This is a genomic window from Vibrio sp. V39_P1S14PM300, from assembly GCF_009904765.1.
Taxonomy (GTDB): domain Bacteria; phylum Pseudomonadota; class Gammaproteobacteria; order Enterobacterales; family Vibrionaceae; genus Vibrio; species Vibrio proteolyticus.
This window is the reverse complement of record NZ_WXWP01000294.1, coordinates 1-23,190: the sequence shown is the minus strand read 5'-3', so window position 1 is coordinate 23,190 and position 23,190 is coordinate 1. Positions and strand designations below refer to the sequence as shown.

The following is a 23,190-nucleotide window of genomic DNA, read 5'->3' as shown; positions in this document are numbered from 1 at the left end:
CCTGAGGTCGGTTCATGCTTTATCACGAAAATTTTGACGTCATTGTTGTCGGTGGCGGTCATGCAGGAACGGAAGCCGCACTCGCATCAGCTCGCACAGGTCAACGCACTCTGCTGTTGACCCACAATATTGATACATTAGGTCAGATGTCCTGTAACCCAGCGATTGGTGGGATTGGTAAAGGTCATCTGGTCAAAGAAGTCGATGCCATGGGCGGTTTGATGGCCGAGGCCATTGACCATGCGGGTATTCAATTCCGTACACTGAACGCATCAAAAGGTCCGGCGGTTCGAGCCACCCGAGCGCAAGCTGACCGGGCGCTGTACAAAGCGTACGTACGCCAGACGCTGGAAAACACCCCCAATCTGACGTTGTTTCAACAGTCGGTGGATGATCTGATCGTCGAAAATCATCAGGCGGTGGGTGTGATCACTCAGATGGGGCTAAAATTCCGTGCCAAAGCCGTGGTCTTGACGGTCGGGACTTTCCTGGGCGGAAAGATCCACATCGGAATGGAGAGTTCATCCGGGGGGCGCGCGGGCGATCCTCCGTCGATCGCACTGGCGGATCGTCTGCGCGAACTGCCGTTTCGGGTCGATCGTCTTAAAACCGGCACACCGCCGCGCATTGATGCGCGCAGCGTCGATTTCTCGGTACTGGAAGCGCAACATGGTGACAACCCGACACCGGTGTTTTCGTTCATGGGCCAGCGGGATCAACACCCGCACCAGATCCCATGTTTTATTACTCACACCAACGAGCAGACGCACGATGTGATCCGCGCCAACTTGGATCGCAGTCCGATGTACGCTGGGGTGATCGAAGGGATCGGGCCACGTTACTGCCCGTCGATCGAAGATAAGGTGATGCGTTTTGCCGACAAAAACAGTCACCAGATCTTCATTGAACCGGAAGGCCTGACGACGCACGAATTATACCCGAACGGCATCTCAACCAGTCTGCCGTTTGACGTTCAGGTGCAAATTGTGCGCTCGATGAAAGGTTTTGAAAACGCGCACATTGTGCGTCCGGGCTACGCGATTGAATACGACTTCTTCGATCCCCGCGATCTGAAGCAGACGTTTGAAACCAAATTTATTCAAGGTTTGTTCTTTGCCGGTCAGATCAATGGCACCACAGGATACGAAGAAGCGGCCGCTCAGGGCCTGATGGCCGGTCTTAATGCCAGCCTGTACAGTCAGGACAAAGACGGCTGGAGTCCGCGCCGTGATGAAGCGTACGTAGGGGTTCTGATTGACGATTTGTCCACCATGGGCACCAAAGAACCGTACCGGATGTTCACTTCCCGTGCGGAATACCGCCTGTTGCTACGTGAAGACAACGCCGATCTGCGTCTGACCGCGAAAGCGCATGAATTGGGGCTGATCAGCGAAGCGCGTTGGGCACGCTTTAACCAGAAAATTGACAACATGGACCGCGAGCGCCAGCGTCTCAAAGAGACCTGGATGAACCCCAATTCTGCTGGTGTAGCATCACTTAACCAGTTACTGAAAACGCCAATGGTGCGTGAAGCCAGCGGTGAGGATCTGTTGCGTCGTCCGGAAATGACCTACGATCAACTGACTCAACTGGACGCGTTTGCCCCGGCGTTAGCGGATCGTCAGGCGGCCGAACAGGTCGAAATTCAGGTGAAATACGAAGGTTACATCAAGCGTCAGCAGGATGAGATCGAAAAATCACTGCGTCATGAACACACCAAATTGCCGCTGGATCTCGATTACTCCGCGGTCAAAGGGTTGTCCAATGAAGTGGTGGCCAAACTGAGTGAGGCTAAACCAGAAAGCATTGGTATTGCATCGCGCATCTCTGGCATCACGCCGGCTGCGATTTCTATCTTACTGGTGCATCTGAAAAAGCACGGCATGCTGAAAAAAGGCGAGGACGTCGCATGAGCGCACTACGCAGCACACTTGATGCGCTGATCGCGCAAACCGACTTGTTGGTGTCTGAGCGTCAGCGTGAGCAACTGGTAGGGTATGTGACCCTGCTCGACAAGTGGAACAAGGCCTACAATCTGACTTCGGTGCGTGATCCGCAGGAGATGATGGTTAAACACATTCTGGATAGCATCGTTGTCAGCCCGGCGCTGGATGGCGAGCGCTTTATCGATGTCGGAACTGGCCCGGGGCTGCCGGGCATTCCGCTGGCGGTGATGAATCCGGACAAACAATTCGTGCTGCTCGACAGTCTTGGTAAGCGCATTCGTTTCATCAAGCAAGTGTTGCACGAGCTCAGCATCAGCAACGTCACGCCTGTGCAGAGCCGGGTGGAACAGTATCAGCCCGACGTGCTGTTTGACGGGGTACTCAGCCGCGCGTTTGCCTCCATCACCGACATGGTGGAATGGTGCCACCATCTGCCCAAAACGTCGGGGGGCGTGTTTCTCGCGCTCAAAGGTCAACTCCCGCAGGATGAGATCGACCAGTTGCCGGAGTGGTGTTCTGTGATCGGTATCAAAGCTTTGACAGTTCCTGAATTGGAAGGTGAGCGTCATCTTGTAATCTTATCGCGCAAGGGATAACAGCGAGGCATAACGTGGGAAAAATCGTAGCGATCGCCAACCAGAAAGGTGGTGTTGGTAAAACAACAACGTGTATTAACTTAGCGGCGTCCATGGCGGCCACTAAGCGTAAGGTGCTGGTGATAGATCTCGACCCTCAGGGGAACGCCACTATGGCCAGCGGCATCGACAAATATCAGGTCGAGGCCACCGCCTACGATCTGCTGGTCGAAGAGCTGCCGTTTGAGCAGGTGGTGTGCCAGAAAACCACAGGCTATTACGACCTGATCGCCGCCAACGGTGACGTCACCGCGGCCGAGATCAAACTGATGGAAGTGTTTGCCCGCGAGATCCGGCTGAAAAACGCGCTCGCGTCAGTTCGCGATAACTATGATTTCATCTTTATCGATTGTCCGCCGGCACTTAACCTTCTTACAATCAACGCGATGGCAGCGGCTGACTCTGTGTTGGTGCCGATGCAGTGTGAGTATTTTGCGCTGGAAGGGCTGACCGCATTGATGGATACGATCAGCAAGCTGGCTGCCGTTGTGAATGAAAATCTGAAGATTGAAGGGTTGCTGCGTACCATGTACGACCCGCGTAACCGCCTTTCCAATGAAGTGTCTGATCAGCTGAAAAAGCATTTCGGTAACAAAGTCTACCGAACCGTTATTCCTCGTAATGTTCGTCTGGCCGAAGCGCCGAGTCACGGCAAACCTGCCATGTATTACGATAAGTATTCGGCTGGCGCGAAAGCGTATCTGGCACTGGCCGGCGAAATGCTGCGTCGCGACGAAGTACCCGCATAATTCAACCAATAGGAATTCTTCTGCATGTCTAAACGTGGTTTAGGAAAAGGGCTGGATGCGCTCTTAGCCACCAGCTCATTTGCCCGTGAGAAACAACACATTGCCACCCAGAGTCAGGCGTTGTCCTCCGATGGCGAACTGCGGGATCTGGCGATCACCAGCCTGCAGCCAGGGGTGTATCAACCGCGTAAAGACATGGCACCGGAAGCGCTGGAAGAGCTGGCGGCTTCGATTCAGTCGCAAGGCATCATTCAGCCGATCGTGGTGCGTCAGGTCGCGGACGACAAATTTGAAATTATTGCCGGCGAGCGTCGCTGGCGTGCGGCCCGTCAGGCGGGCTTACGTCAGGTGCCGTGTTTGGTGAAGAACGTCCAGGATCGGGCGGCGATTGCCATGGCGTTGATTGAAAACATTCAGCGTGAAAACCTCAATGTGATCGAGGAGGCGCAGGCACTTGAGCGTCTGCAGGACGAATTTACTCTGACCCATCAACAGGTCGCCGATGTGATCGGTAAATCCCGCACCACGGTCAGCAATCTGCTGCGCCTGAACCAGCTGGACGATCAGGTCAAGCAACTGGTGGCGGAGAAACTGCTCGAAATGGGTCATGCTCGCGCCCTGCTGGCGCTGGAAGGCGAACAACAGTGTGAGATTGCACAGCAGGTTGCCAAAAAGCAACTGACAGTACGTCAGACGGAAAAGTTAGTCAAAAAGTGTCTGGCACCCCAAGCTGACACGAAAAACGTGCCAGAAGACGCTGACGCACAACAAATGTCACATAAACTGAGCGAAATTCTCGATGCTAAAGTGTCGATTGTGCGCTCGAAGGACGGTAAGGCTAAAATGACGATTAGTCTTGATGAGCCTCACAAATTAGAGCAGTTAATTGCCAAGCTCGAGAGCTAAATGAGATAATTGATTTAAATCAATTGTGCAAAAAATGATTTCTTGAACGAAAGTTGTCGGTTTGTAAACAAAATTGTAACTTTTTGCGGCGTTTCAATTGCATTAAGTCCGACTCACCGTATAATTTTCGCCAATTTCCAGAGCCCGGAATCGTCAGGCTGTTGGAGTTAACTAGAGGTACGAATACATGGTAGCTGCGTTGGCTAGACCAGGACGAGAGCTTGCTAAGCAATTGTTAATGATCCAGTCCGGCGCGGTTATGTTTGTGGCAGCAGGGATGGCGGTAGCCGTGAATGCTGAATGGGGACTTTCAGCGCTGGTTGGCGGCGGCATATTTGTCGTGGCCAATGCGGTATTCGCGCTGTGTGCTTTTATGTTTAGTGGAGCTCGCGCTGCAAAGCGAATCACGGCCTCTTTCTACACAGGCGAAGCACTCAAAATCCTCATCACGGTTGCACTTTTCTCCGTTGCCTACATGTATATGCAGGTGGAACTTGTTCCCCTGAAACTAACCTATTTGCTGGCTCTAGGTATTAATATCTGTGCGCCAGTGCTATTCATTAACAACAAAAAATAGGACGAGTTATGGCTGCGCCAGGTGAAGCGCTAACATCGGCCGGATACATTGATCACCACTTGACAAACCTGTCTCTTGCGAAGATTTCTGAGCATTACGATTTAGGTCTATCAATTAGTGAGACAAGTTTCTGGAACGTACATATCGATAGCCTGTTTTTTTCTTTGTTTACAGGACTGATTTTCCTATGGATTTTCCGTTCAGTGGCGAAGAAGGCAACAGCAGGTGTACCAGGTAAGCTTCAGTGTGCTGTAGAAATGATCGTTGAATTTGTCGCGGATAACGTCAAAGACACGTTCCATGGACGCAACCCACTGATCGCGCCTTTAGCACTGACTATCTTTTGTTGGGTATTTTTGATGAACGTGATGGACCTAGTCCCGATCGACTTCTTACCGTACCCAGCTGAGCATTGGCTCGGTATCCCTTACTTGAAAGTGGTACCTTCTGCTGATGTGAATATCACCATGGCTATGGCTCTGGGCGTTTTTGCTCTGATGATCTACTACAGCATCAAAGTAAAAGGCCTGGGTGGGTTTGCCAAAGAACTGGCTCTACATCCATTTAATCACCCAATCATGATTCCGTTTAACCTGCTGATTGAAGTGGTCTCGCTGCTGGCGAAACCTCTGTCACTCGGTATGCGTCTCTTCGGTAACATGTTCGCGGGTGAGGTTGTATTCATTCTTTGTGCGGCAATGCTACCATGGTGGCTACAATGGATGGGTTCACTACCGTGGGCTATTTTCCATATTCTGGTTATCACGATTCAGGCCTTCGTATTTATGATGTTGACCATCGTTTATCTATCGATGGCACACGAAGATTCTGATCACTAATATTTTTTTAAGCTTTATTTATCGGGCACTCTAAGCCAAAAACTACAAATTGGAGATAGTAATGGAAACTTTACTGAGCTTTTCTGCAATCGCCGTAGGTATTATCGTCGGTCTTGCTTCTCTTGGTACTGCGATTGGTTTCGCACTTCTAGGTGGTAAATTCCTTGAAGGTGCTGCACGTCAACCAGAAATGGCTCCTATGCTGCAAGTTAAGATGTTCATCATCGCTGGTCTACTTGATGCGATCCCTATGATCGGTATCGTAATCGCACTTCTGTTCACTTTCGCGAACCCATTCGTTGGTCAGCTAGGTTAATCACTTTTAACGTAAGGCAAACTGCGGTTTGTCCCTGATTAACACTAAGTCCATTTAGAGGGGTAGCTGTTGTGAATATGAACGCAACTCTGCTAGGTCAAGCAATCTCGTTCGCACTGTTTGTGTGGTTCTGCATGAAGTATGTATGGCCGCCAATCATCAAAGCGATCGAAGAACGTCAGAAGAAAATTGCTGACGGTCTTTCAGCCGCTGAGCGTGCTGCAAAAGACTTGGAACTAGCACAAGCCAACGCTTCTGATCAGATGAAAGAAGCGAAGCGCACAGCAACTGAGGTCATCGAGCAAGCGAACAAGCGCAAAGCTCAAATTCTAGACGAAGCTCGCGAGGAAGCTCAGGCAGAACGCCAGAAAATCCTTGCGCAAGCAGAAGCGGAACTTGAAGCTGAACGTAACCGCGCGCGTGATGAACTGCGCAAACAAGTTGCAACTCTGGCTGTAGCTGGTGCTGAGAAAATCCTTGAGCGTTCCATCGATAAAGATGCGCACAAAGATATTCTCGACAACATTACTGCAAAACTTTAAGTCTGGGGGCGCATATGTCTGATTTGACTACTATCGCACGCCCCTATGCTAAAGCAGCATTCGACTTTGCCGTAGAAAAAGGCCAACTGGACCAATGGGGTCAAATGTTGTCTTTTGCTGCGGAAGTTGCTCAAAACGCCCAGATGCAGGAACTGTTAACCGGTTCCGTTGCTGCCGATAAAATGGCAGACATCTTTGTTGCCGTTTGTGGCGAGCAAGTTGATGCAAATGGCCAGAACCTGTTGAAGGTGATGGCTGAGAATGGCCGACTTCGTGCCCTTCCTGATGTTTATGAGCAGTTTTTTGCTCTGAAGCAGGCGCATGAGAAGCAAATTGACGTTGAAGTCACTTCAGCGACTGAGCTTTCTCAGCAGCAACTGGCAGACATCAGCAGCAAACTTGAGCAGCGTCTTGAGCGCAAAGTGAAGCTGAATTGCAGTGTAGATGAGGCCCTACTTGGTGGGGTTATTATTCGAGCCGGAGACTTAGTCATCGATAACTCAGCGCGTGGTCGTTTGAACCGCCTGAGCGATGCATTGCAGTCTTAATGGGGATTGGAGCATGCAACTTAATTCCACGGAAATCAGCGATCTGATCAAACAGCGTATCGAATCTTTCGACGTTGTTAGTGAAGCTCGCAACGAGGGTACTATCGTATCGGTAAGCGATGGTATCATCCGCATCCACGGCCTGGCGGACGTGATGCAAGGTGAAATGATTGAATTACCGGGTGGCCGTTATGCACTGGCACTTAACCTCGAGCGTGACTCGGTTGGTGCGGTTGTAATGGGCCCATATGCTGACCTTAAGGAAGGCATGAAAGTAACAGGTACTGGCCGCATTCTTGAAGTGCCAGTGGGTCCAGAACTGTTAGGTCGCGTAGTGAACACGCTGGGTGAGCCTATCGACGGTAAAGGTCCTATCGAAGCCAAACTGACTTCGCCTGTTGAAGTGATTGCACCAGGTGTAATCGACCGTCAATCGGTTGATCAGCCTGTTCAAACTGGTTACAAGTCAGTTGACTCAATGATCCCAATCGGTCGTGGTCAGCGTGAGCTTGTGATCGGTGACCGTCAGACCGGTAAAACCGCGATGGCGATCGATGCGATCATCAACCAGAAAAACTCTGGTATTTTCTCTATCTACGTCGCGATCGGTCAGAAAGCATCGACCATTGCTAACGTGGTTCGCAAACTGGAAGAGCACGGCGCGCTGGCGAACACCATCGTTGTTGTGGCATCGGCTTCTGAATCTGCAGCGCTGCAATACCTGGCGCCATACGCAGGTTGTGCGATGGGTGAATACTTCCGTGATCGCGGCGAAGACGCACTGATTGTTTACGATGATCTATCGAAACAAGCGGTCGCTTACCGTCAGATCTCTCTACTTCTGAAACGTCCACCAGGCCGTGAGGCTTTCCCGGGTGACGTATTCTACCTTCACTCACGTTTGCTAGAGCGTGCCGCTCGAGTCAACGCGGAGTACGTAGAACGTTTCACTAACGGCGAAGTGAAAGGTAAGACCGGTTCTCTGACGGCTCTGCCTATCATCGAAACGCAAGCTGGTGACGTATCAGCATTCGTACCGACGAACGTAATCTCGATTACCGACGGTCAGATCTTCCTGCAAACTGAACTGTTCAACGCGGGTGTACGCCCAGCGGTTGACCCAGGTATCTCAGTATCTCGTGTAGGTGGTTCTGCTCAGACGAAAATCATCAAGAAGCTGTCTGGTGGTATCCGTACCGCTCTGGCTGCTTACCGTGAACTGGCAGCATTCGCGCAGTTCTCTTCTGATCTGGACGAAGCGACGAAACGTCAGCTGGACCACGGTCAGAAAGTAACGGAACTGATGAAGCAGAAGCAGTACGCTCCGATGTCTGTCTTTGACCAGGCGCTGACTATCTTTGCGGCAGAGCGCGGTTACCTGAATGACGTAGAACTGACTAAAGTTCTGGATTTCGAGGCGGCTCTACTATCGTACGCTCGCGGTCAATACGCTGAACTGGCAGCTGAGATCGACAAGTCTGGTGCTTACAACGATGAAATCGAAGCTCAGTTGAAGAAACTGGTAGACGATTTCAAAGCAACCCAAACTTGGTAACAGGTCGGTGGCAGGCTCTGCCACCAACTAATGGAGAGTAACGATGGCCGGCGCAAAAGAGATACGTAGTAAAATCGGGAGTGTAAAAAGCACTCAGAAGATTACGAAAGCGATGGAAATGGTAGCAGCTTCGAAAATGCGTCGTTCTCAAGATGCAATGGAAGCTTCTCGTCCATACGCGGAAACAATGCGTAAAGTGATCGGTCATGTGGCAAACGCAAATCTGGAGTACCGTCATCCGTACCTGGAAGAGCGTGAAGCCAAACGTGTTGGTTACATCATCGTATCCACAGACCGTGGTCTGTGTGGTGGCTTGAACATTAACGTGTTCAAAAAAGCCGTGACGGATATGCAGGCCTGGAGAGAGAAAGGTGCGGACGTTGAGCTGGCTGTAATTGGCTCAAAAGCAACCGCTTTCTTCAACAACAGCGGCGCGAAAGTCGCTGCTCAGGTCTCTGGTCTGGGCGACAGCCCGGTGCTGGAAGATCTGATTGGTTCTGTCAGCGTGATGCTGAAAAAATACGATGAAGGTGAACTGGACCGTCTGTATGTGGTGTTCAACAAGTTTGTCAACACCATGGTTCAGCAACCAACGATCGATCAATTGCTACCTTTGCCTAAATCGGACAGCGAAGAGATGCAGCGTGAGCATTCATGGGACTACATCTACGAACCTGAACCAAAACCTCTGCTGGATACGCTATTAGTGCGTTACGTAGAGTCTCAGGTTTACCAGGGTGTGGTTGAGAACCTTGCTTGTGAGCAAGCGGCTCGAATGATTGCGATGAAGGCTGCAACCGACAACGCGACTAACCTGATTGACGACTTAGAACTTGTGTACAACAAAGCCCGTCAGGCGGCGATTACACAAGAACTGTCGGAAATCGTTGGTGGTGCGGCAGCGGTTTAAGCTTAGGTAAAACGAAACAGTTTAGAGGATTAACGATGGCTACAGGTAAGATCGTACAGATCATCGGTGCGGTAGTCGACGTAGAGTTCCCACAGAGCGAAGTACCTAGTGTATATGACGCTCTAAACGTTACGGACTCAAAAGAACGTCTGGTTCTTGAGGTTCAGCAACAGCTAGGCGGTGGCGTAGTTCGTTGTATCGTGATGGGTAGCTCTGATGGTTTACGTCGTGGAGTGGAAGTGGTTAACACCGGTGCTCCAATTTCAGTACCAGTAGGTACTAAAACCCTAGGTCGTATCATGAACGTTCTGGGTGACGCGATTGACGAGCGTGGTGAAATCGGCGCGGAAGAGACTTACTCTATCCACCGTGAAGCACCAAGCTACGAAGAGCAGTCAAACGAAACATCGCTTCTTGAGACCGGTGTAAAAGTAATCGACCTGATTTGTCCATTCGCGAAGGGTGGTAAAATTGGTCTGTTCGGTGGTGCAGGTGTAGGTAAGACCGTTAACATGATGGAGCTTATCAACAACATCGCACTGCAACACTCAGGTCTGTCTGTATTCGCCGGTGTAGGTGAGCGTACTCGTGAGGGTAACGACTTCTACTTCGAGATGCAGGAAGCAGGCGTAGTAAACATCGAGAAACCAGAAGAATCTAAGGTTGCGATGGTTTACGGTCAGATGAACGAGCCACCGGGTAACCGTCTGCGTGTTGCCCTGACGGGCCTGACAATGGCAGAGCGTTTCCGTGACGAAGGTCGTGACGTACTGCTGTTTATCGACAACATCTACCGTTACACACTGGCAGGTACTGAGGTATCAGCACTGCTGGGTCGTATGCCATCTGCAGTAGGTTATCAGCCTACACTGGCAGAAGAAATGGGTGTTCTTCAGGAACGTATCACGTCAACTAAGCAAGGTTCTATCACGTCTGTACAGGCAGTATACGTACCTGCGGATGACTTGACCGACCCGTCTCCGGCAACCACGTTCGCGCACTTGGATGCAACAGTGGTACTGAACCGTAACATCGCAGCGATGGGTCTATACCCAGCGATCGACCCACTGGATTCAACGTCTCGTCAGCTAGACCCACTGGTCGTTGGTCAAGAGCACTACGACATCGCGCGTGGCGTTCAGCAGACACTTCAGCGCTACAAAGAGCTGAAAGACATCATTGCGATCCTAGGTATGGACGAGCTGTCTGAATCAGACAAGCAAGTGGTATCTCGTGCACGTAAGATTGAGCGTTTCCTAACTCAGCCTTACCACGTAGCAGAAGTATTTACCGGCGACCCTGGTATCTACGTACCTCTGAAAGAGACTCTGCGTGGCTTTAAAGGTCTGCTAGCTGGTGACTACGACGACGTTCCAGAGCAAGCGTTTATGTACTGCGGTGCAATCGACGATGCTATCGAGAACGCGAAGAAGCTATAAGGCTAACTAGGAGGCGATATGGCAGCAATAACCTTTCACCTAGACGTCGTCAGTGCAGAGAAAAAGCTTTTCTCTGGACGTGTTGAAACGTTTCAGGTGACCGGTAGCGAAGGTGAGCTTGGTATTTTCCATGGCCACACACCGCTGCTGACCGCTATCAAGCCTGGTATGGTGCGCATTGTGAAACAGCACGGCCACGAAGAGTTCATTTATGTCTCAGGTGGTATTGTTGAAGTTCAGCCTGGCACAGCGACTGTGCTGGCTGATACGGCAATCCGTGGTGAAGACCTTGACGCAGCGAAGGCAGAAGAAGCCAAGCGTCGCGCTGAAGAGAAGATTCAGAATCAGCATGGCGATATGGACTTCGCGCAAGCGGCCAGTGAACTGGCTAAAGCCATTGCTCAGCTACGAGTAATTGAGCTGACAAAGAAACGTCGCTAATCTTTAGCAACGTGCAGTAAAAGGCGGTCATTTGACCGCCTTTTTGCTTATTTTTTAAAGTAAATTTTCCCGCATCGTTTAACTAATCGACGCGAAGCCGCTACAATCTCCTCAAAAATTTTTTCACAATTCCAACAGGTCACTTTATGAAATTCAGTGCGGTTATTCTGGCTGCGGGTAAAGGCACCCGTATGTACTCTAATAAACCTAAGGTTCTGCATACTCTGGCAGGCAAGCCGATGGTCAAACACGTGATCGACACTTGTGCCGGTTTGGGAGCGCAGAATATCCATCTGGTGTATGGCCACGGTGGCGATCAGATGCACTCGGAGCTGGCCGACGAACAGGTCAATTGGGTCTTGCAGGCAGAGCAATTGGGGACGGGCCACGCGGTCGATCAGGCCTCCGCGCAATTTGAAGACGATGAAAAAATCCTGGTGTTGTACGGTGATGTGCCTTTGATCTCGGAAGAAACCATCGAGAGCCTGCTGGATGCGCAGCCAACTGGCGGGATCGCACTGCTGACTGTTGTCTTGGATAACCCGACCGGCTATGGCCGCATCGTGCGGAAAAATGGCCCGGTTGTGGCGATCGTGGAACAAAAAGATGCCACGGAAGAGCAGAAGCTGATCAAAGAGATTAACACTGGGGTCATGGTCGCCACGGGCGGGGATCTGAAACGCTGGTTGTCCGGACTCAACAACGAAAACGCGCAAGGCGAATATTATCTTACGGACGTGATTGCGGCGGCGCACGATGAAGGACGCGCCGTGGAAGCGGTACACCCGGGCACTCCTATTGAAGTGGAAGGGGTTAACGACCGGGCTCAGCTGGCGCGTCTTGAGCGGGCCTTCCAGTCTATGCAGGCGCAAAAACTGCTTGAGCAGGGGGTGATGTTGCGCGATCCGGCTCGTTTCGATCTGCGCGGTGAGCTGCAGTGTGGCATGGACTGTGAAATCGATACCAATGTGATCATCGAAGGTAACGTCACTTTGGGTGATAACGTGGTGATCGGCAGCGGTTGTGTGCTGAAAGATTGTGAGATTGACGACAACACTGTGGTGCGTCCGTACAGCGTGATCGAAGGGGCCACGGTCGGTGAAGAGTGTACCGTCGGACCGTTTACCCGTCTGCGTCCGGGAGCAGAAATGCGCAACGATTCGCACGTCGGTAATTTTGTCGAAGTGAAAAACACCCGCATTGGCGAAGGCTCAAAAGCCAATCACCTGACGTATCTGGGCGACGCTGAAATCGGTCAGCGTACCAACATCGGAGCTGGTACCATCACCTGCAACTACGACGGCGCCAACAAATTCAAAACTGTGATTGGCAATGATGTGTTTGTCGGCTCCGACAGTCAGCTGGTGGCACCAGTCACTGTGGCGGACGGTGCGACCATCGGTGCGGGGACGACATTGACCAAGGACGTGGCTCAGGGTGAGTTAGTGATCACTCGCGTAAAAGAGCGCACCATTGCGGGCTGGCAGCGTCCGGTAAAGAAAAAGTAATGCGATAGAGCAATCCAACGCCGCTGTATACAGCGGCGTTGTGCTATCTGGGCTAGTGGCCCGGAATGGCAATGCGTTTTTCCAGCCAGCGAACGCTTTGTGATACCAGTAAGATAAGCAGCAAGTACTCCAGAACCAGAAAAGTATAGATCTCCAGCGGTAAGTACTCATTCACCACCAGCTCATTGGCCCGGCGGGTCAGATCACTCAAACCGATCACACTGACCAGCGATGACATCTTCAGAATATAGACAAACTGATTGCCCAGTGGCGGCAGGATGTGACGAAATGCCTGTGGCAGAATGATCAGGCGCATTTTCTGCCCGTAGCTGAGTCCCAGCGATTCCGCTGCTTCGTGCTGGCCACGCGCAATTGCCTGAATCCCGCCTCGAAATACCTCGGCCATAAATGCGCTTTCGGCGACAGTCAGGGCAATCACGCCAGCCCAGAAATGATTCAGTGAGATGTCCAGCAGCGTAGGCATGCCGTAATAGACCCACAACAACAGCACCAGCACTGGAATGGAGCGGATGACCTCGACATACAAGCGGTTCAGCCATTGTAGGAGGCGCGACTCTGACAACGCCAGCAGTGCCACCAGCAGACCGAGTGTCATCGCCAGCAGCATGCTCAGCAGCGACACCTGAATGGTGTCGTTAAAGCCCGCCAGCAAAAAGCTCAGGTTGGTGCGCCCTTGTTCGGTAGACGGATCGAGCACATACCATCCCCATTGATAATCTGAGCATCCTGTCAGTAGCAGGAGCGAGAGCAGTAATAAATATCGACCCGTCACACTACACCTTGTATTGGCTAAAAAAATCCGTTTGTTGCTGCTATGTTATCAGTGATTTTGCCTCGAACGTAATAACTTTAAGGATAGCGAAAATGAACAAGTTCATACTGGCATTGGGAATGTGTGTTCTGGCCATCGGTCAGGCGTGGGCGGAGACCAGCCGGCTGCAGCAGATCCTCGACAGCGGCGTGCTGCGGGTCGGTACCACCGGAGACTGGAATCCAATGACGATGAAAGATCCGGCCAGCAATGGTTATCGCGGCTTTGATATCGATGTGACCACGGCGCTGGCCAGCGATCTCGGGGTCAAAGTGGAGTATGTTGCCACCGACTGGAAAACGCTGGTCAATGGCATCACCGCCAACAAATACGACATTACCGGCAGCGCCTCTTTGAACATGTCCCGAGCTAAAGTGGCCGGTTACAGTCAGCCGTATTTTTATCTGGCATTTGTGCCTGTGGTGCAGAAAAAAGATCTGGTCAGGTTTTCGGACTGGTCTGACTTTGATCAGCCCAATGTCAAAGTGGCCGCGACGCTTGGTACCGTACAGGAAAAAATGGTCAAAGAGTTTTTCCCGTCAGCGCAGCATATTGTGATTGAAGCACCGGCGCGCGATTTTCAGGAATTGCTGGCCAAACGCGCAGACGTATCGGTCACGTCGAATGTTGAAGCTGCCACCTTAGTGGAAAAGTTCAGCCAACTGGCGATCGTACCCGTAAAAGCCCCGCGTCGTCCGACTCCGATCGCGATGTTGCTCCCTCAGGATGACCAGGTGTGGATCAACTACATCAACCATTGGATCGAATTGAAGAAAACCCAGGGCTTTTTCACACAGACGGCGCAAAAGTGGGGCCTGACCAGCCTGTAGGCTGAGTGAAAAAAGAGCCGCAGTCTGCGGCTCTGATGGTGTGATTACTCTTCGCTGACCACCCGGGCGTTGTCCGGTGTGGTGAAGTGTTGTCTCAGGGCACGATTGGAAATCACGTACCCCAGCCACAGCCCGCCCATGCAAATCAGGATAGCGATGCCGGTGACCATTTGCGCCTGGCTAGCCATTGCGGCGACCAGAGCGCTTGCCAGGCTGCTGACACAAATTTGCAGGCTGTTCTGCAAGCCAGCGGCCGTGGCTGGGCTTTGCTTGGCACTCGACAGGGCACGGTTGACCACAATTGGGTACATCGCGCCATTGGCGACAGCCAGCAAACAGAAAGGGGCCAGAATCGGCCAGATCGAGCTCAGTTGCCACTGCGAAGCAATGAACACCAGCAAGCTGGCTACACTGAACAGGCCCAACAGCTGTTTAAGAATTTTCTCGTCACCGAATTTTTTTACGGCGACTTTCCCCAGATAACCACCCGCAATAAAAGCGATGGTTTGTGGGATGAAACTCAGGCCGATGTCTTTCGCGTCATAGCCCAGTTTTGCCATGATTTCCGGCATGCCGGTCAGATACGCAAAAAACGCCGCTGAAGCGGTGGCGTACATCATCACATTGCCCAGGTAAGATTTGGAGTGCAGCAGGGCCTTGATGTCGGTCCCCATCGAGGTTTGTTTGACGGCCACCGTCTCTTTTGACTGCGCCAGAGTTGCTGCCGCCAGGACCACACCAACCAACGTCAGACAGACAAAGATGCTTTGCCAGTTAAACTGGTTGGTTAGGACAACGCCCAGCTGCGGAGCCAGTGCCGGAGACAGAGCCACCAACGGCATAATGGTGGCAAACAACTGCTGGCGGGTGGACGCATCGTAGCGTTTTATCACCATAGCCTGCCAGATCACCGCTGGAGCGCATACGCCGATGGCCTGCACGAAACGCAACGTCAGCAGTTGCCACACCTGATCACAGAAAGCCAATCCAAGTGAAGCCAGAGTGAACACCAGCATGCCGCTGAACAGAGTGTTGCGGTGGCCAAACTTGTCCGAAGCCAGTCCCCAGAGCAGTTGACCGCTGGCCATACCGATCAGAAAGACCGTCAACGACAGCGCTATCTGTTCCGGCCCGGTGGCAAAATCGGTTTCCATTGCTTTGAACGCCGGCAGATACATATCGGTGGCAACAAACGCCAGCATCGACAGCGCGGCAAGATAGAAAAGTTGTAACTTGGATACTTTCATAACGTTTCCATTCAAAATTATTCATCAGTTGTTCTGGTGCGGAATCCACCATTTTTATTCACTTAGTTATTGTATTTTTCGCTTTTAAGAAAATGAAACGTTAATATTTGCAGTTATCAATCAAAAAATTTGAAAGGTGGATCATGAGTCTGTTTTCCAAATCGTCGCTGGAGATGGTCGATACCGTTGCCCGCTTAGAGAGTTTCACCGCCGCGGCTGATGTGTTGCATCGGGTGCCGTCGGCCATCAGCTACAGTGTACGTCAGTTGGAAAAAGAGCTCGGCGTGATCTTGTTTCGTCGTCTGCCGCGCAAAGTGGAGCTGACCCCGGCCGGAGAACTGTTTCTGGCGGAGGCGCGTCTCATGCTGAGACAGATGGAAGAGATCAAGGCGCAGACCCGCCGCGCTGCGCACGGTTGGCAGAAAACGCTGCGCGTGACACTGGATAACGTGGTGAAACTGGACAAAATGAAACCGTTGGTGGAGGACTTTTATGCCACGTTTCAGCACGCCGAACTGCAGATCAATATGGAAGTGTTCAACGGCTCCTGGGAGTCGATTTCACAGGGGCGGGCGGACATCGTGATTGGGGCCACAGCCGCGGTGCCGGTCGGCGGCGATTTTGAGGTGAAAGACATGGGGGTACTCGATTGGGCGTTTGTGATGTCGCCGAGCCACCCGTGTGTGCGTGAGCAGACCTTGAGTGAAGCGTTTGTCAGTCAGTTTCCGGCCATTTGCCTCGATGACACATCGAACGTGTTGCCCAAGCGGCATACCGTGCATTATCCCGGGCAGCGACGTTTGCTGCTGCCGAACTGGTACAGTGCGATTGAGTGCCTGAGAAACGGGGTCGGGGTCGGTTACATGCCGCGCCATATTGCCCAGCCGTTGATCGCGGAGGGCTTGCTGGTGGAAAAAATCCTCGCCGAAGAGCGACCGCTCAGCCATTGTTGTCTGGTATGGCGTAAAGATGAGAATCATAAAATGATCGAGTGGATGGTGGATTATCTCGGCTCCAGCCAACAGCTCTATCAGGATTGGCTACAGGCCCATTAGCATCCGGACAATAAAAAACGCCGGTGGGGAGCCGGCGTTTTGGTGGTCATCTGGAGTTATGGGCGTTCAAACACCGTCGCGATCCCCTGACCCAGACCGATACACATGGTGGCCAGGCCGTATTTCGCGCCTTTGGCTTCCATCAAGTTGATCAGCGTAGTGGAAATGCGCGCGCCGGAGCACCCCAGTGGGTGACCGAGTGCGATCGCACCGCCGTTGAGGTTCACTTTCTCGTCGACCACATCCAGCAGGCCAAGATCTTTGGCACACGGCAGTGACTGCGCGGCGAACGCTTCGTTAAGCTCAATCACGTCCATGTCGTCAATGCTCAGTCCGGCGCGTTTCAGCGCTTTTTGCGTCGCGGGGACCGGGCCGTAACCCATGATGGACGGATCGCAGCCGGCAATAGCCATGGCCCGCACTTTTGCACGGATGGTTAGACCGAGCTCGTTGGCTTTGTCTTCACTCATGATCAGCATCGCGGCCGCGCCGTCAGACAGAGCAGAAGACGAACCAGCAGTGACGGTGCCGTGTGCCGGGTCAAACACCGGACGCAGCTGAGACAGACCTTCGACCGTGGTTTCCGGGCGGATCACCTCGTCAAAGTCGAGGGTGAACAGTGTGCCGTCCGGGCCGTGTCCTTCCGTGGGCAGGATTTCGTTTTTGAACCGGCCTTCCAGTGTCGCGGCGTGTGCTCGGGCGTGAGAGCGGGCGGCAAATTCGTCCTGCTGCTCACGGCTGATGCCATGCAACTTGCCCAGCATTTCTGCTGTCAGGCCCATCATGCCGGCGGCTTTGGCGACGTTCTTGGACATTTTCGGGTGGAAATCGACGCCGTGTGTCATTGGTACGTGACCCATATGTTCCACACCACCAATCAGACAGATGTCCGCATCACCGACCATAATCGCGCGCGTACCGTCATGCAGAGCCTGCATGGACGAACCACACAACCGGTTGACGGTGACCGCACCGATTTCGATCGGCAGGCCTGCCAGCAGCGCGGCATTTCGAGCAACGTTGAAGCCTTGCTCGAGAGTCTGTTGTACACAGCCCCAGTAGATATCTTCGATGTCACCTGGATTCACCTGAGGGTTACGTTCCAGCAGGCCTTTCATCAGGTGCGCCGACAAATCTTCGGCGCGTGTGTGACGGAACGCGCCGCCTTTGGAGCGACCCATAGGTGTGCGCAGACAATCAACAACTACTACGTTTTTCATTTGGTATCCCTCCTAGATAGAACCGGCTTGTTGCGTGCCGTAAAAGCTCTGGTTGTTGGCTGCCATATCCAGCAGTAGCTGAGGCACCTGATACATCGCACCCAGCGAGGCGTATTGCTTCGCCATCTCGATGTAGTTTCTGATCCCCAGGCTGTCGAGGTAACGACACACCCCGCCGCGGAATGGAGGGAAGCCCAAACCGTAGACCAGTGCCATATCTGCTTCTTGCGCAGAGGCAATGATGTTTTCCTGCAGGCACAACACCACTTCGTTGATCATCGGGATCATCATACGTTCGATCAGTGTTTGATCATCGAACTCCGCCGGTGCGGTACACACGTCGGCCAGCAGCGGAACGATCTCATCGGTGAAAGTTTTCTTCGGTTTGCCTTTGCGATCCGTGGAGTAGCTGTAGAAACCGTGGCCATTCTTTTGACCGTAACGGTTGGCTTCATACAAAGCATCAATGGCATCGCGGCCTTGCTTGGCCATACGCTCAGGGAAACCTTGTGCCATAACGGCTTGCGCGTGGTGCGCTGTGTCGATGCCGACCACATCCAGCAGATACGCCGGACCCATAGGCCAACCGAACTGGCGTTCCATGACTTTATCAATCCGGGTGAAATCTGCGCCATCACGCAACAGCATGCTGAAACCACCGAAATACGGGAACAGCACCCGGTTGACGAAAAAGCCCGGGCAGTCGTTGACCACGATTGGGGATTTGCCCATCTTAGCTGCGTATGCCACCACGCGGTTGATGGTATCTTGTGAGGTTTTCTCACCGCGGATAATCTCCACCAGCGGCATGCGATGAACCGGGTTGAAGAAGTGCATACCACAGAAGTTTTCCGGACGTTGCAGCGATTTTGCCAGCAGGTCAATCGGAATGGTGGAAGTGTTGGAGGTCAGCACAGTGTCTTCACCAACGTTTTGCTCTACTTCGCTCAGAACCGCGGCTTTTACTTTCGGGTTTTCGACCACGGCTTCCACCACGATATCGGCTTGTTCAATACCGGCATAGTGCAGGCTCGGAGTGATCGAAGCCAGAATGCCGGACATCTTGAAGCCGTCGATACGGCCGCGCGCCAACTGCTTGTTCAGCAGCTTCGCGGCTTCGGTCATACCGAGATCCAGTGACGGCTGAGCGATGTCCTTCATCAAAACCGGCACCCCCTTCAGCGCCGATTGGTAGGCGATGCCGCCTCCCATGATCCCGGCGCCAAGGACGGCGGCCCGTTGGGTGTCTTTATCGGCGGCTTTACCCGCTTTTTTGGCCAGACTCTTGATGTACTGATCGTTGAGGAACAACCCCACCAGAGACTTGGCTTCTTCGGACTTGGCCAGCTTGATGAAGTGTTGACGTTCAATCACCAGCGCGGCATCACGCTCGCTGCGAGCGCCCGCTTCGATGGTCATGACCGCGGCCATTGGCGCCGGGTAGTGCGGGCCGGCTTTTTGCGCCACCAGACCTTTCGCCATGGTGAAACTCATCGTGGCTTCCAATTTGCTCAGCGTCAGCGCGGAGGTTTTCTCACGGCGGCGACGTTGCCAGTCCAGTTGTTCATTGATCGCTTGCTGGAGGGTCGTCAGTGCGGATTCGCGCAAGGTCTCGCTGTCAACCACCGCATCCAGCAGACCCACCTTGAGTGCTTCGTCAGCGCGGCAGGCTTTACCCTGGGTGATGATTTCCATTGCGCTGTCAGCGCCGATCACGCGTGGCAGGCGTACACAGCCACCAAAACCCGGCATGATGCCCAGTTTGGTTTCCGGCAGGCCGATGCTGGTGGTTTTATCACCAATGCGCATGTCAGTAGCGAGTACACACTCACAACCGCCGCCCAGAGTATGACCTTTGACCACCGACACGGTAGGAACCGGCAGATCTTCCAGTTTATTAAAGATGCTGTTGGCAAACTGCAGCCATTGATCCAGTTCTTGCTCTGGCTTGGCGAACAAACCCAGAAATTCGGTGATATCAGCCCCAACGATAAAGCTGTCTTTGTCAGACGTCAGCAACAGGCCTTTTAGGCCGGGATGGGCGTTCAGTGCGTCGAGCGCTTTATCGAGTGATTCCAGTGTTGCCAGATCCAGCTTGTTGACTGAATTGGGAGAGCAAAATCTGAGCTCGGCAATACCGTCTTGTAATTCCTTTACCTGTAGGGTGTTGGCTTGGTAAATCATTGTCTATCTCCATGACCTACAATCTGCGATTGTGTGTAGAGGTAAGTCGTTATACTTTTTGTTCTGGTTAGACCAGTGATGATTAGTGTGGACCTGTGATTGTTGAATTTCAATACATTTTTTAAACAAGTGTTTAACATTGTGCGATTGAGCAGATCCTCCCTCCCTTTCATAGGGCCTCGTGATACACTGGGCGTGAATGCATCAACCCCAGTGAAACAATGAACGATCTGCCGTATCTGATCCCTGCCGCGCCAGCGGTGTTTGAAGAAGAAATCAAAAAGAGCCTTTTTATTACGTATTTGGCCCATACCCCCTGCGTGGAAGCGGCAAAAGGGTTCGTAGAGCAGATCAAAACCAAACATTCTGATGCCAGGCATAACTGCTGGGGGTTTGTGGCTGGTCGGCCTGAAGACTCCATGTTGTGGGGATTCAGTGACGATGGCGAACCGTCCGGTACGGCGGGTAAACCGATTCTGGCGCAGTTATCGGGATCCGGGGTGGGAGAGCTGACCGCGGTGGTGACGCGCTATTCTGGTGGCATCAAGCTTGGTACGGGCGGGTTAGTCAAGGCGTATGGGGGCGGAGTGCAGCAAGCACTTAAGCGGCTTCAAACTATCGAGAAAAAAATCACCACTCATTTGAGACTCCAGTTAGACTATGCTTTCATGCCGATAGCTCAGTCGTTGTTGGTTCAGTTTGGTGCCAGGGAAGTGGACGCCAGCTACAGCGACATGGTCGAGTTAATCGTCGAGGTCGAGCGACGGCAGGCAGACGGATTAACTCAGAGTATTATTAATAAAAGTGGCGCTCAAGCCGTGGTGTTCCCGTTAACCGGGACTTAAAAGGAAGTCAGAAGCCAATCGCTTCACGCATCAGAAAGCAATGCAATTTCGATCTATTATCCGAATCGTCGGGCTGCTGCTCGCCTTGTTTAGTGTTTCCATGCTGATGCCAGCACTGGTGGCACTGATTTATCGCGACGGAGCTGGCGTGTCATTTGTAACCACATTTTTTGTTCTGCTGTTTTGCGGGGCAGTTTGTTGGTTCCCAAACCGGCGTCACAAGCACGAACTGAAAGCCCGCGATGGTTTTTTGATTGTGGTGTTATTCTGGACGGTTATCGGCAGTGCCGGAGCATTGCCGTTTCTGATCTCAGACAATCCGAATGTCTCGGTCACGGACGCGTTTTTTGAGTCGTTTTCGGCGTTAACCACAACTGGTGCCACCGTGATTGTCGGATTGGATGAATTGCCCAAAGCGATCCTGTTTTATCGTCAGTTCCTGCAATGGTTTGGCGGCATGGGGATTATCGTGTTGGCGGTCGCCATTCTGCCGGTACTGGGGATCGGCGGTATGCAGTTATATCGGGCGGAAATCCCGGGCCCGGTGAAAGACAAGAAGATGACTCCCCGTATTGCCGAAACCGCCAAGGCGCTGTGGTACATCTATCTCAGCCTGACAATTGCATGCGCTACGGCATTCTGGTTGGCGGGTATGACACCGTTTGATGCCATCGGCCACAGTTTCTCGACCATCGCGATTGGGGGATTTTCCACCCACGATGCGAGCATCGGTTACTTCGACAGCTACGCCATCAATATGATTACGGTGTTTTTCTTGCTGGTGTCTGCGTGTAACTTCACTTTACATTATGCGGCGTTTGCGTCTGGGGGCGTTCATCCTAAGTATTATTGGCGCGATCCTGAGTTCCGTGCGTTTATTCTGATTCAGGTGATACTGTTTACCATCTGTTTTCTAATGCTGCTCAGCCACCACTCCTATAACTCATTTTATGACGCGTTTGATCAGGCGTTATTCCAAACGGTTTCCATTTCGACCACCGCAGGCTTCACCACCACCGGGTTCGCGGACTGGCCGCTGTTTTTACCGGTACTGCTGTTGTTCTCTTCTTTTATTGGCGGCTGTGCGGGGTCAACCGGTGGCGGGATGAAAGTGATCCGGGTGTTATTACTGACGCTACAGGGTGCGCGTGAACTTAAGCGGTTGGTGCACCCTCGGGCGGTTTATACCATTAAAGTGGGTGGCAGCGCGCTGCCGCAGCGGGTGGTGGACGCCGTCTGGGGATTTTTCTCGGCTTATGCGCTGGTGTTTGTTGTGTGCATGCTCGGATTGATTGCGACTGGCATGGATGAACTGAGTGCGTTTTCAGCCGTCGCTGCGACCTTGAACAACCTGGGGCCCGGACTAGGGGAGGTCGCGCTGCATTTTGGTGACGTGAATGACAAAGCCAAGTGGGTATTGATTGTTTCGATGCTGTTTGGCCGACTGGAAATCTTTACTTTATTAATACTGCTAACCCCAACATTCTGGCGCAGTTAAGGAGATATTGTGGCGAAAGCTCTGTTTCTGTATTCAACCCGCGAAGGGCAGACCAAAAAAATCCTCCATCATATCGCTGCGCAATTGCCTCATCATGACATTGAAATGGTGAATTTACTCGATGTTGGCCAGTTGGATTTATCCCAGTACGAGCGGGTATTGATTGGCGCCTCGATCCGTTATGGCAAACTGCACAGTAAACTGTATCAGTTTATTGATGCGCATCAGGCGCAACTGACTCAGCACAAAGCCGCGTTTATCTGCGTCAACTTGACTGCGCGTAAAGAAGAACTGGGTAAGGACACACCGGAAGGCAGTGCGTATATCCAAACCTTTCTGAAAAAGTCCCCATGGCACCCTTCCTTAATAGGTGTGTTTGCCGGGGCGCTGTATTACCCGCGTTACCGTTGGTTTGACCGCATGATGATTCGCCTGATCATGACGTTAACTGGTGGAGAGACCGATACCAGTAAAGAAGTCGAATATACCAACTGGAAAAAAGTCGATCTTTTTGCGGTTGAGTTTAAGAATCTGTAGAGATAAAGGTGCATTTTAGAGCATTTCGATG

At 52.3% G+C, this 23,190-nt stretch carries 23 protein-coding genes; 19 read left to right on the top strand and 4 right to left on the bottom strand.

Annotated elements, in window-relative coordinates; translation table 11 throughout:
• Positions 1 to 14: 14 nt before the first annotated feature.
• The 14 genes from mnmG to glmU all read left to right on the top strand — a co-directional run bounded on the left by mnmG (position 15) and on the right by glmU (position 12,911).
• Positions 15 to 1,913: a tRNA uridine-5-carboxymethylaminomethyl(34) synthesis enzyme MnmG gene (gene mnmG, locus CAG65_RS15060; protein ID WP_161454168.1), complete on the top strand. Its 1,899-nt coding sequence runs from the start codon at positions 15 to 17 to the stop codon at positions 1,911 to 1,913.
• Complete coding sequence (rsmG, locus tag CAG65_RS15055) at positions 1,910 to 2,542, top strand: 16S rRNA (guanine(527)-N(7))-methyltransferase RsmG (RefSeq protein WP_161454167.1); 633 nt, start codon at positions 1,910 to 1,912, stop codon at positions 2,540 to 2,542. The genes mnmG and rsmG overlap by 4 nt, the downstream gene beginning before the upstream one ends.
• A 14-nt stretch (positions 2,543 to 2,556) precedes the next feature.
• Positions 2,557 to 3,330, top strand: a complete 774-nt coding sequence (locus tag CAG65_RS15050; protein ID WP_021707037.1) for a ParA family protein — start codon at positions 2,557 to 2,559, stop codon at positions 3,328 to 3,330.
• Between the two features lie 24 nt (positions 3,331 to 3,354).
• Positions 3,355 to 4,236, top strand: coding sequence for a ParB/RepB/Spo0J family partition protein (locus tag CAG65_RS15045; RefSeq protein ID WP_021707038.1), 882 nt, complete (start codon positions 3,355 to 3,357; stop codon positions 4,234 to 4,236).
• A gap of 187 nt (positions 4,237 to 4,423) precedes the next feature.
• Positions 4,424 to 4,813 (top strand): F0F1 ATP synthase subunit I, encoded by a 390-nt coding sequence (locus CAG65_RS15040; RefSeq protein ID WP_021707039.1) that lies wholly within the window; start codon positions 4,424 to 4,426, stop codon positions 4,811 to 4,813.
• 8 nt (positions 4,814 to 4,821) lie between these two features.
• Positions 4,822 to 5,652: a F0F1 ATP synthase subunit A gene (gene atpB / locus CAG65_RS15035; protein ID WP_161454166.1), complete on the top strand. Its 831-nt coding sequence runs from the start codon at positions 4,822 to 4,824 to the stop codon at positions 5,650 to 5,652.
• 61 nt (positions 5,653 to 5,713) lie between these two features.
• On the top strand, positions 5,714 to 5,968 hold the full coding sequence (atpE, locus tag CAG65_RS15030; RefSeq protein ID WP_021707041.1) for a F0F1 ATP synthase subunit C: 255 nt from the start codon (positions 5,714 to 5,716) through the stop codon (positions 5,966 to 5,968).
• Between the two features lie 71 nt (positions 5,969 to 6,039).
• On the top strand, positions 6,040 to 6,510 hold the full coding sequence (atpF, locus tag CAG65_RS15025; RefSeq protein WP_021707042.1) for a F0F1 ATP synthase subunit B: 471 nt from the start codon (positions 6,040 to 6,042) through the stop codon (positions 6,508 to 6,510).
• Positions 6,511 to 6,524: 14 nt separating this feature from the next.
• The gene (atpH, locus tag CAG65_RS15020) at positions 6,525 to 7,058 is read left to right on the top strand and encodes a F0F1 ATP synthase subunit delta (protein ID WP_161454165.1); all 534 of its coding nucleotides are present in this window, start codon (positions 6,525 to 6,527) and stop codon (positions 7,056 to 7,058) included.
• 13 nt (positions 7,059 to 7,071) lie between these two features.
• On the top strand, positions 7,072 to 8,613 hold the full coding sequence (gene atpA / locus CAG65_RS15015; protein WP_021707044.1) for a F0F1 ATP synthase subunit alpha: 1,542 nt from the start codon (positions 7,072 to 7,074) through the stop codon (positions 8,611 to 8,613).
• A gap of 43 nt (positions 8,614 to 8,656) precedes the next feature.
• The gene (atpG, locus tag CAG65_RS15010; RefSeq protein ID WP_021707045.1) at positions 8,657 to 9,523 is read left to right on the top strand and encodes a F0F1 ATP synthase subunit gamma; all 867 of its coding nucleotides are present in this window, start codon (positions 8,657 to 8,659) and stop codon (positions 9,521 to 9,523) included.
• Between the two features lie 35 nt (positions 9,524 to 9,558).
• Positions 9,559 to 10,962: a F0F1 ATP synthase subunit beta gene (atpD, locus tag CAG65_RS15005; protein WP_021707046.1), complete on the top strand. Its 1,404-nt coding sequence runs from the start codon at positions 9,559 to 9,561 to the stop codon at positions 10,960 to 10,962.
• 18 nt (positions 10,963 to 10,980) lie between these two features.
• The gene (locus tag CAG65_RS15000) at positions 10,981 to 11,403 is read left to right on the top strand and encodes a F0F1 ATP synthase subunit epsilon (RefSeq protein WP_021707047.1); all 423 of its coding nucleotides are present in this window, start codon (positions 10,981 to 10,983) and stop codon (positions 11,401 to 11,403) included.
• Positions 11,404 to 11,549: 146 nt separating this feature from the next.
• Positions 11,550 to 12,911 (top strand): bifunctional UDP-N-acetylglucosamine diphosphorylase/glucosamine-1-phosphate N-acetyltransferase GlmU, encoded by a 1,362-nt coding sequence (gene glmU, locus CAG65_RS14995; RefSeq protein WP_021707048.1) that lies wholly within the window; start codon positions 11,550 to 11,552, stop codon positions 12,909 to 12,911.
• A 52-nt stretch (positions 12,912 to 12,963) separates the two neighbouring features.
• Here glmU and CAG65_RS14990 read toward each other — a convergent pair whose 3' ends face one another.
• Positions 12,964 to 13,704, bottom strand: a complete 741-nt coding sequence (locus CAG65_RS14990; RefSeq protein ID WP_161454164.1) for an ABC transporter permease subunit — start codon at positions 13,702 to 13,704, stop codon at positions 12,964 to 12,966.
• A 92-nt stretch (positions 13,705 to 13,796) separates the two neighbouring features.
• Between CAG65_RS14990 and CAG65_RS14985 the strand changes: the two genes are divergently transcribed.
• Positions 13,797 to 14,573: a transporter substrate-binding domain-containing protein gene (locus tag CAG65_RS14985; protein ID WP_021707050.1), complete on the top strand. Its 777-nt coding sequence runs from the start codon at positions 13,797 to 13,799 to the stop codon at positions 14,571 to 14,573.
• Between the two features lie 44 nt (positions 14,574 to 14,617).
• Here CAG65_RS14985 and punC read toward each other — a convergent pair whose 3' ends face one another.
• The gene (punC, locus tag CAG65_RS14980) at positions 14,618 to 15,820 is read right to left on the bottom strand and encodes a purine nucleoside transporter PunC (protein WP_161454163.1); all 1,203 of its coding nucleotides are present in this window, start codon (positions 15,818 to 15,820) and stop codon (positions 14,618 to 14,620) included.
• Positions 15,821 to 15,969: 149 nt separating this feature from the next.
• On the opposite strand from punC, the gene punR reads away from it, so the two are divergent.
• A complete protein-coding gene (gene punR, locus CAG65_RS14975; protein ID WP_040903156.1) occupies positions 15,970 to 16,875 on the top strand; it encodes a DNA-binding transcriptional activator PunR in 906 nt (301 codons plus the stop codon).
• Between the two features lie 56 nt (positions 16,876 to 16,931).
• On the opposite strand, the gene fadA is transcribed toward punR, so the two are convergent.
• Together fadA and fadB are read right to left on the bottom strand one after the other, a co-directional pair.
• Positions 16,932 to 18,095 (bottom strand): acetyl-CoA C-acyltransferase FadA, encoded by a 1,164-nt coding sequence (fadA, locus tag CAG65_RS14970; RefSeq protein ID WP_021707053.1) that lies wholly within the window; start codon positions 18,093 to 18,095, stop codon positions 16,932 to 16,934.
• A gap of 12 nt (positions 18,096 to 18,107) precedes the next feature.
• Positions 18,108 to 20,279 carry a fatty acid oxidation complex subunit alpha FadB gene (fadB, locus tag CAG65_RS14965; protein ID WP_161454162.1) on the bottom strand — a complete coding sequence of 724 codons (2,172 nt, stop codon included), beginning with the start codon at positions 20,277 to 20,279 and terminating at the stop codon, positions 18,108 to 18,110.
• A gap of 221 nt (positions 20,280 to 20,500) precedes the next feature.
• Between fadB and CAG65_RS14960 the strand changes: the two genes are divergently transcribed.
• From CAG65_RS14960 to hemG, 3 genes are read left to right on the top strand one after another with little or no spacing between them, the layout of a single operon-like run.
• Complete coding sequence (locus CAG65_RS14960; RefSeq protein WP_161454161.1) at positions 20,501 to 21,124, top strand: YigZ family protein; 624 nt, start codon at positions 20,501 to 20,503, stop codon at positions 21,122 to 21,124.
• A gap of 40 nt (positions 21,125 to 21,164) precedes the next feature.
• The gene (locus tag CAG65_RS14955; protein ID WP_021707056.1) at positions 21,165 to 22,622 is read left to right on the top strand and encodes a TrkH family potassium uptake protein; all 1,458 of its coding nucleotides are present in this window, start codon (positions 21,165 to 21,167) and stop codon (positions 22,620 to 22,622) included.
• A gap of 9 nt (positions 22,623 to 22,631) precedes the next feature.
• Positions 22,632 to 23,159 carry a menaquinone-dependent protoporphyrinogen IX dehydrogenase gene (gene hemG / locus CAG65_RS14950; protein WP_021707057.1) on the top strand — a complete coding sequence of 176 codons (528 nt, stop codon included), beginning with the start codon at positions 22,632 to 22,634 and terminating at the stop codon, positions 23,157 to 23,159.
• Positions 23,160 to 23,190 lie beyond the last annotated feature (31 nt).

Bases quoted from the DNA above. Each gene is read 5' to 3' on its own strand.
- mnmG (WP_161454168.1), top strand. From the start codon at position 15: ATGCTTTATCACGAAAATTTTGACGTCATTGTTGTCGGTGGCGGTCAT.
- rsmG (WP_161454167.1), top strand. From the start codon at position 1,910: ATGAGCGCACTACGCAGCACACTTGATGCGCTGATCGCGCAAACCGAC.
- CAG65_RS15045 (WP_021707038.1), top strand. From the start codon at position 3,355: ATGTCTAAACGTGGTTTAGGAAAAGGGCTGGATGCGCTCTTAGCCACC.
- CAG65_RS15040 (WP_021707039.1), top strand. From the start codon at position 4,424: ATGGTAGCTGCGTTGGCTAGACCAGGACGAGAGCTTGCTAAGCAATTG.
- atpB (WP_161454166.1), top strand. From the start codon at position 4,822: ATGGCTGCGCCAGGTGAAGCGCTAACATCGGCCGGATACATTGATCAC.
- atpE (WP_021707041.1), top strand. From the start codon at position 5,714: ATGGAAACTTTACTGAGCTTTTCTGCAATCGCCGTAGGTATTATCGTC.
- atpH (WP_161454165.1), top strand. From the start codon at position 6,525: ATGTCTGATTTGACTACTATCGCACGCCCCTATGCTAAAGCAGCATTC.
- atpA (WP_021707044.1), top strand. From the start codon at position 7,072: ATGCAACTTAATTCCACGGAAATCAGCGATCTGATCAAACAGCGTATC.
- atpG (WP_021707045.1), top strand. From the start codon at position 8,657: ATGGCCGGCGCAAAAGAGATACGTAGTAAAATCGGGAGTGTAAAAAGC.
- atpD (WP_021707046.1), top strand. From the start codon at position 9,559: ATGGCTACAGGTAAGATCGTACAGATCATCGGTGCGGTAGTCGACGTA.
- CAG65_RS15000 (WP_021707047.1), top strand. From the start codon at position 10,981: ATGGCAGCAATAACCTTTCACCTAGACGTCGTCAGTGCAGAGAAAAAG.
- glmU (WP_021707048.1), top strand. From the start codon at position 11,550: ATGAAATTCAGTGCGGTTATTCTGGCTGCGGGTAAAGGCACCCGTATG.
- CAG65_RS14985 (WP_021707050.1), top strand. From the start codon at position 13,797: ATGAACAAGTTCATACTGGCATTGGGAATGTGTGTTCTGGCCATCGGT.
- punC (WP_161454163.1), bottom strand. From the start codon at position 15,820: ATGAAAGTATCCAAGTTACAACTTTTCTATCTTGCCGCGCTGTCGATG.
- fadA (WP_021707053.1), bottom strand. From the start codon at position 18,095: ATGAAAAACGTAGTAGTTGTTGATTGTCTGCGCACACCTATGGGTCGC.
- fadB (WP_161454162.1), bottom strand. From the start codon at position 20,279: ATGATTTACCAAGCCAACACCCTACAGGTAAAGGAATTACAAGACGGT.
- CAG65_RS14960 (WP_161454161.1), top strand. From the start codon at position 20,501: ATGAACGATCTGCCGTATCTGATCCCTGCCGCGCCAGCGGTGTTTGAA.
- CAG65_RS14955 (WP_021707056.1), top strand. From the start codon at position 21,165: ATGCAATTTCGATCTATTATCCGAATCGTCGGGCTGCTGCTCGCCTTG.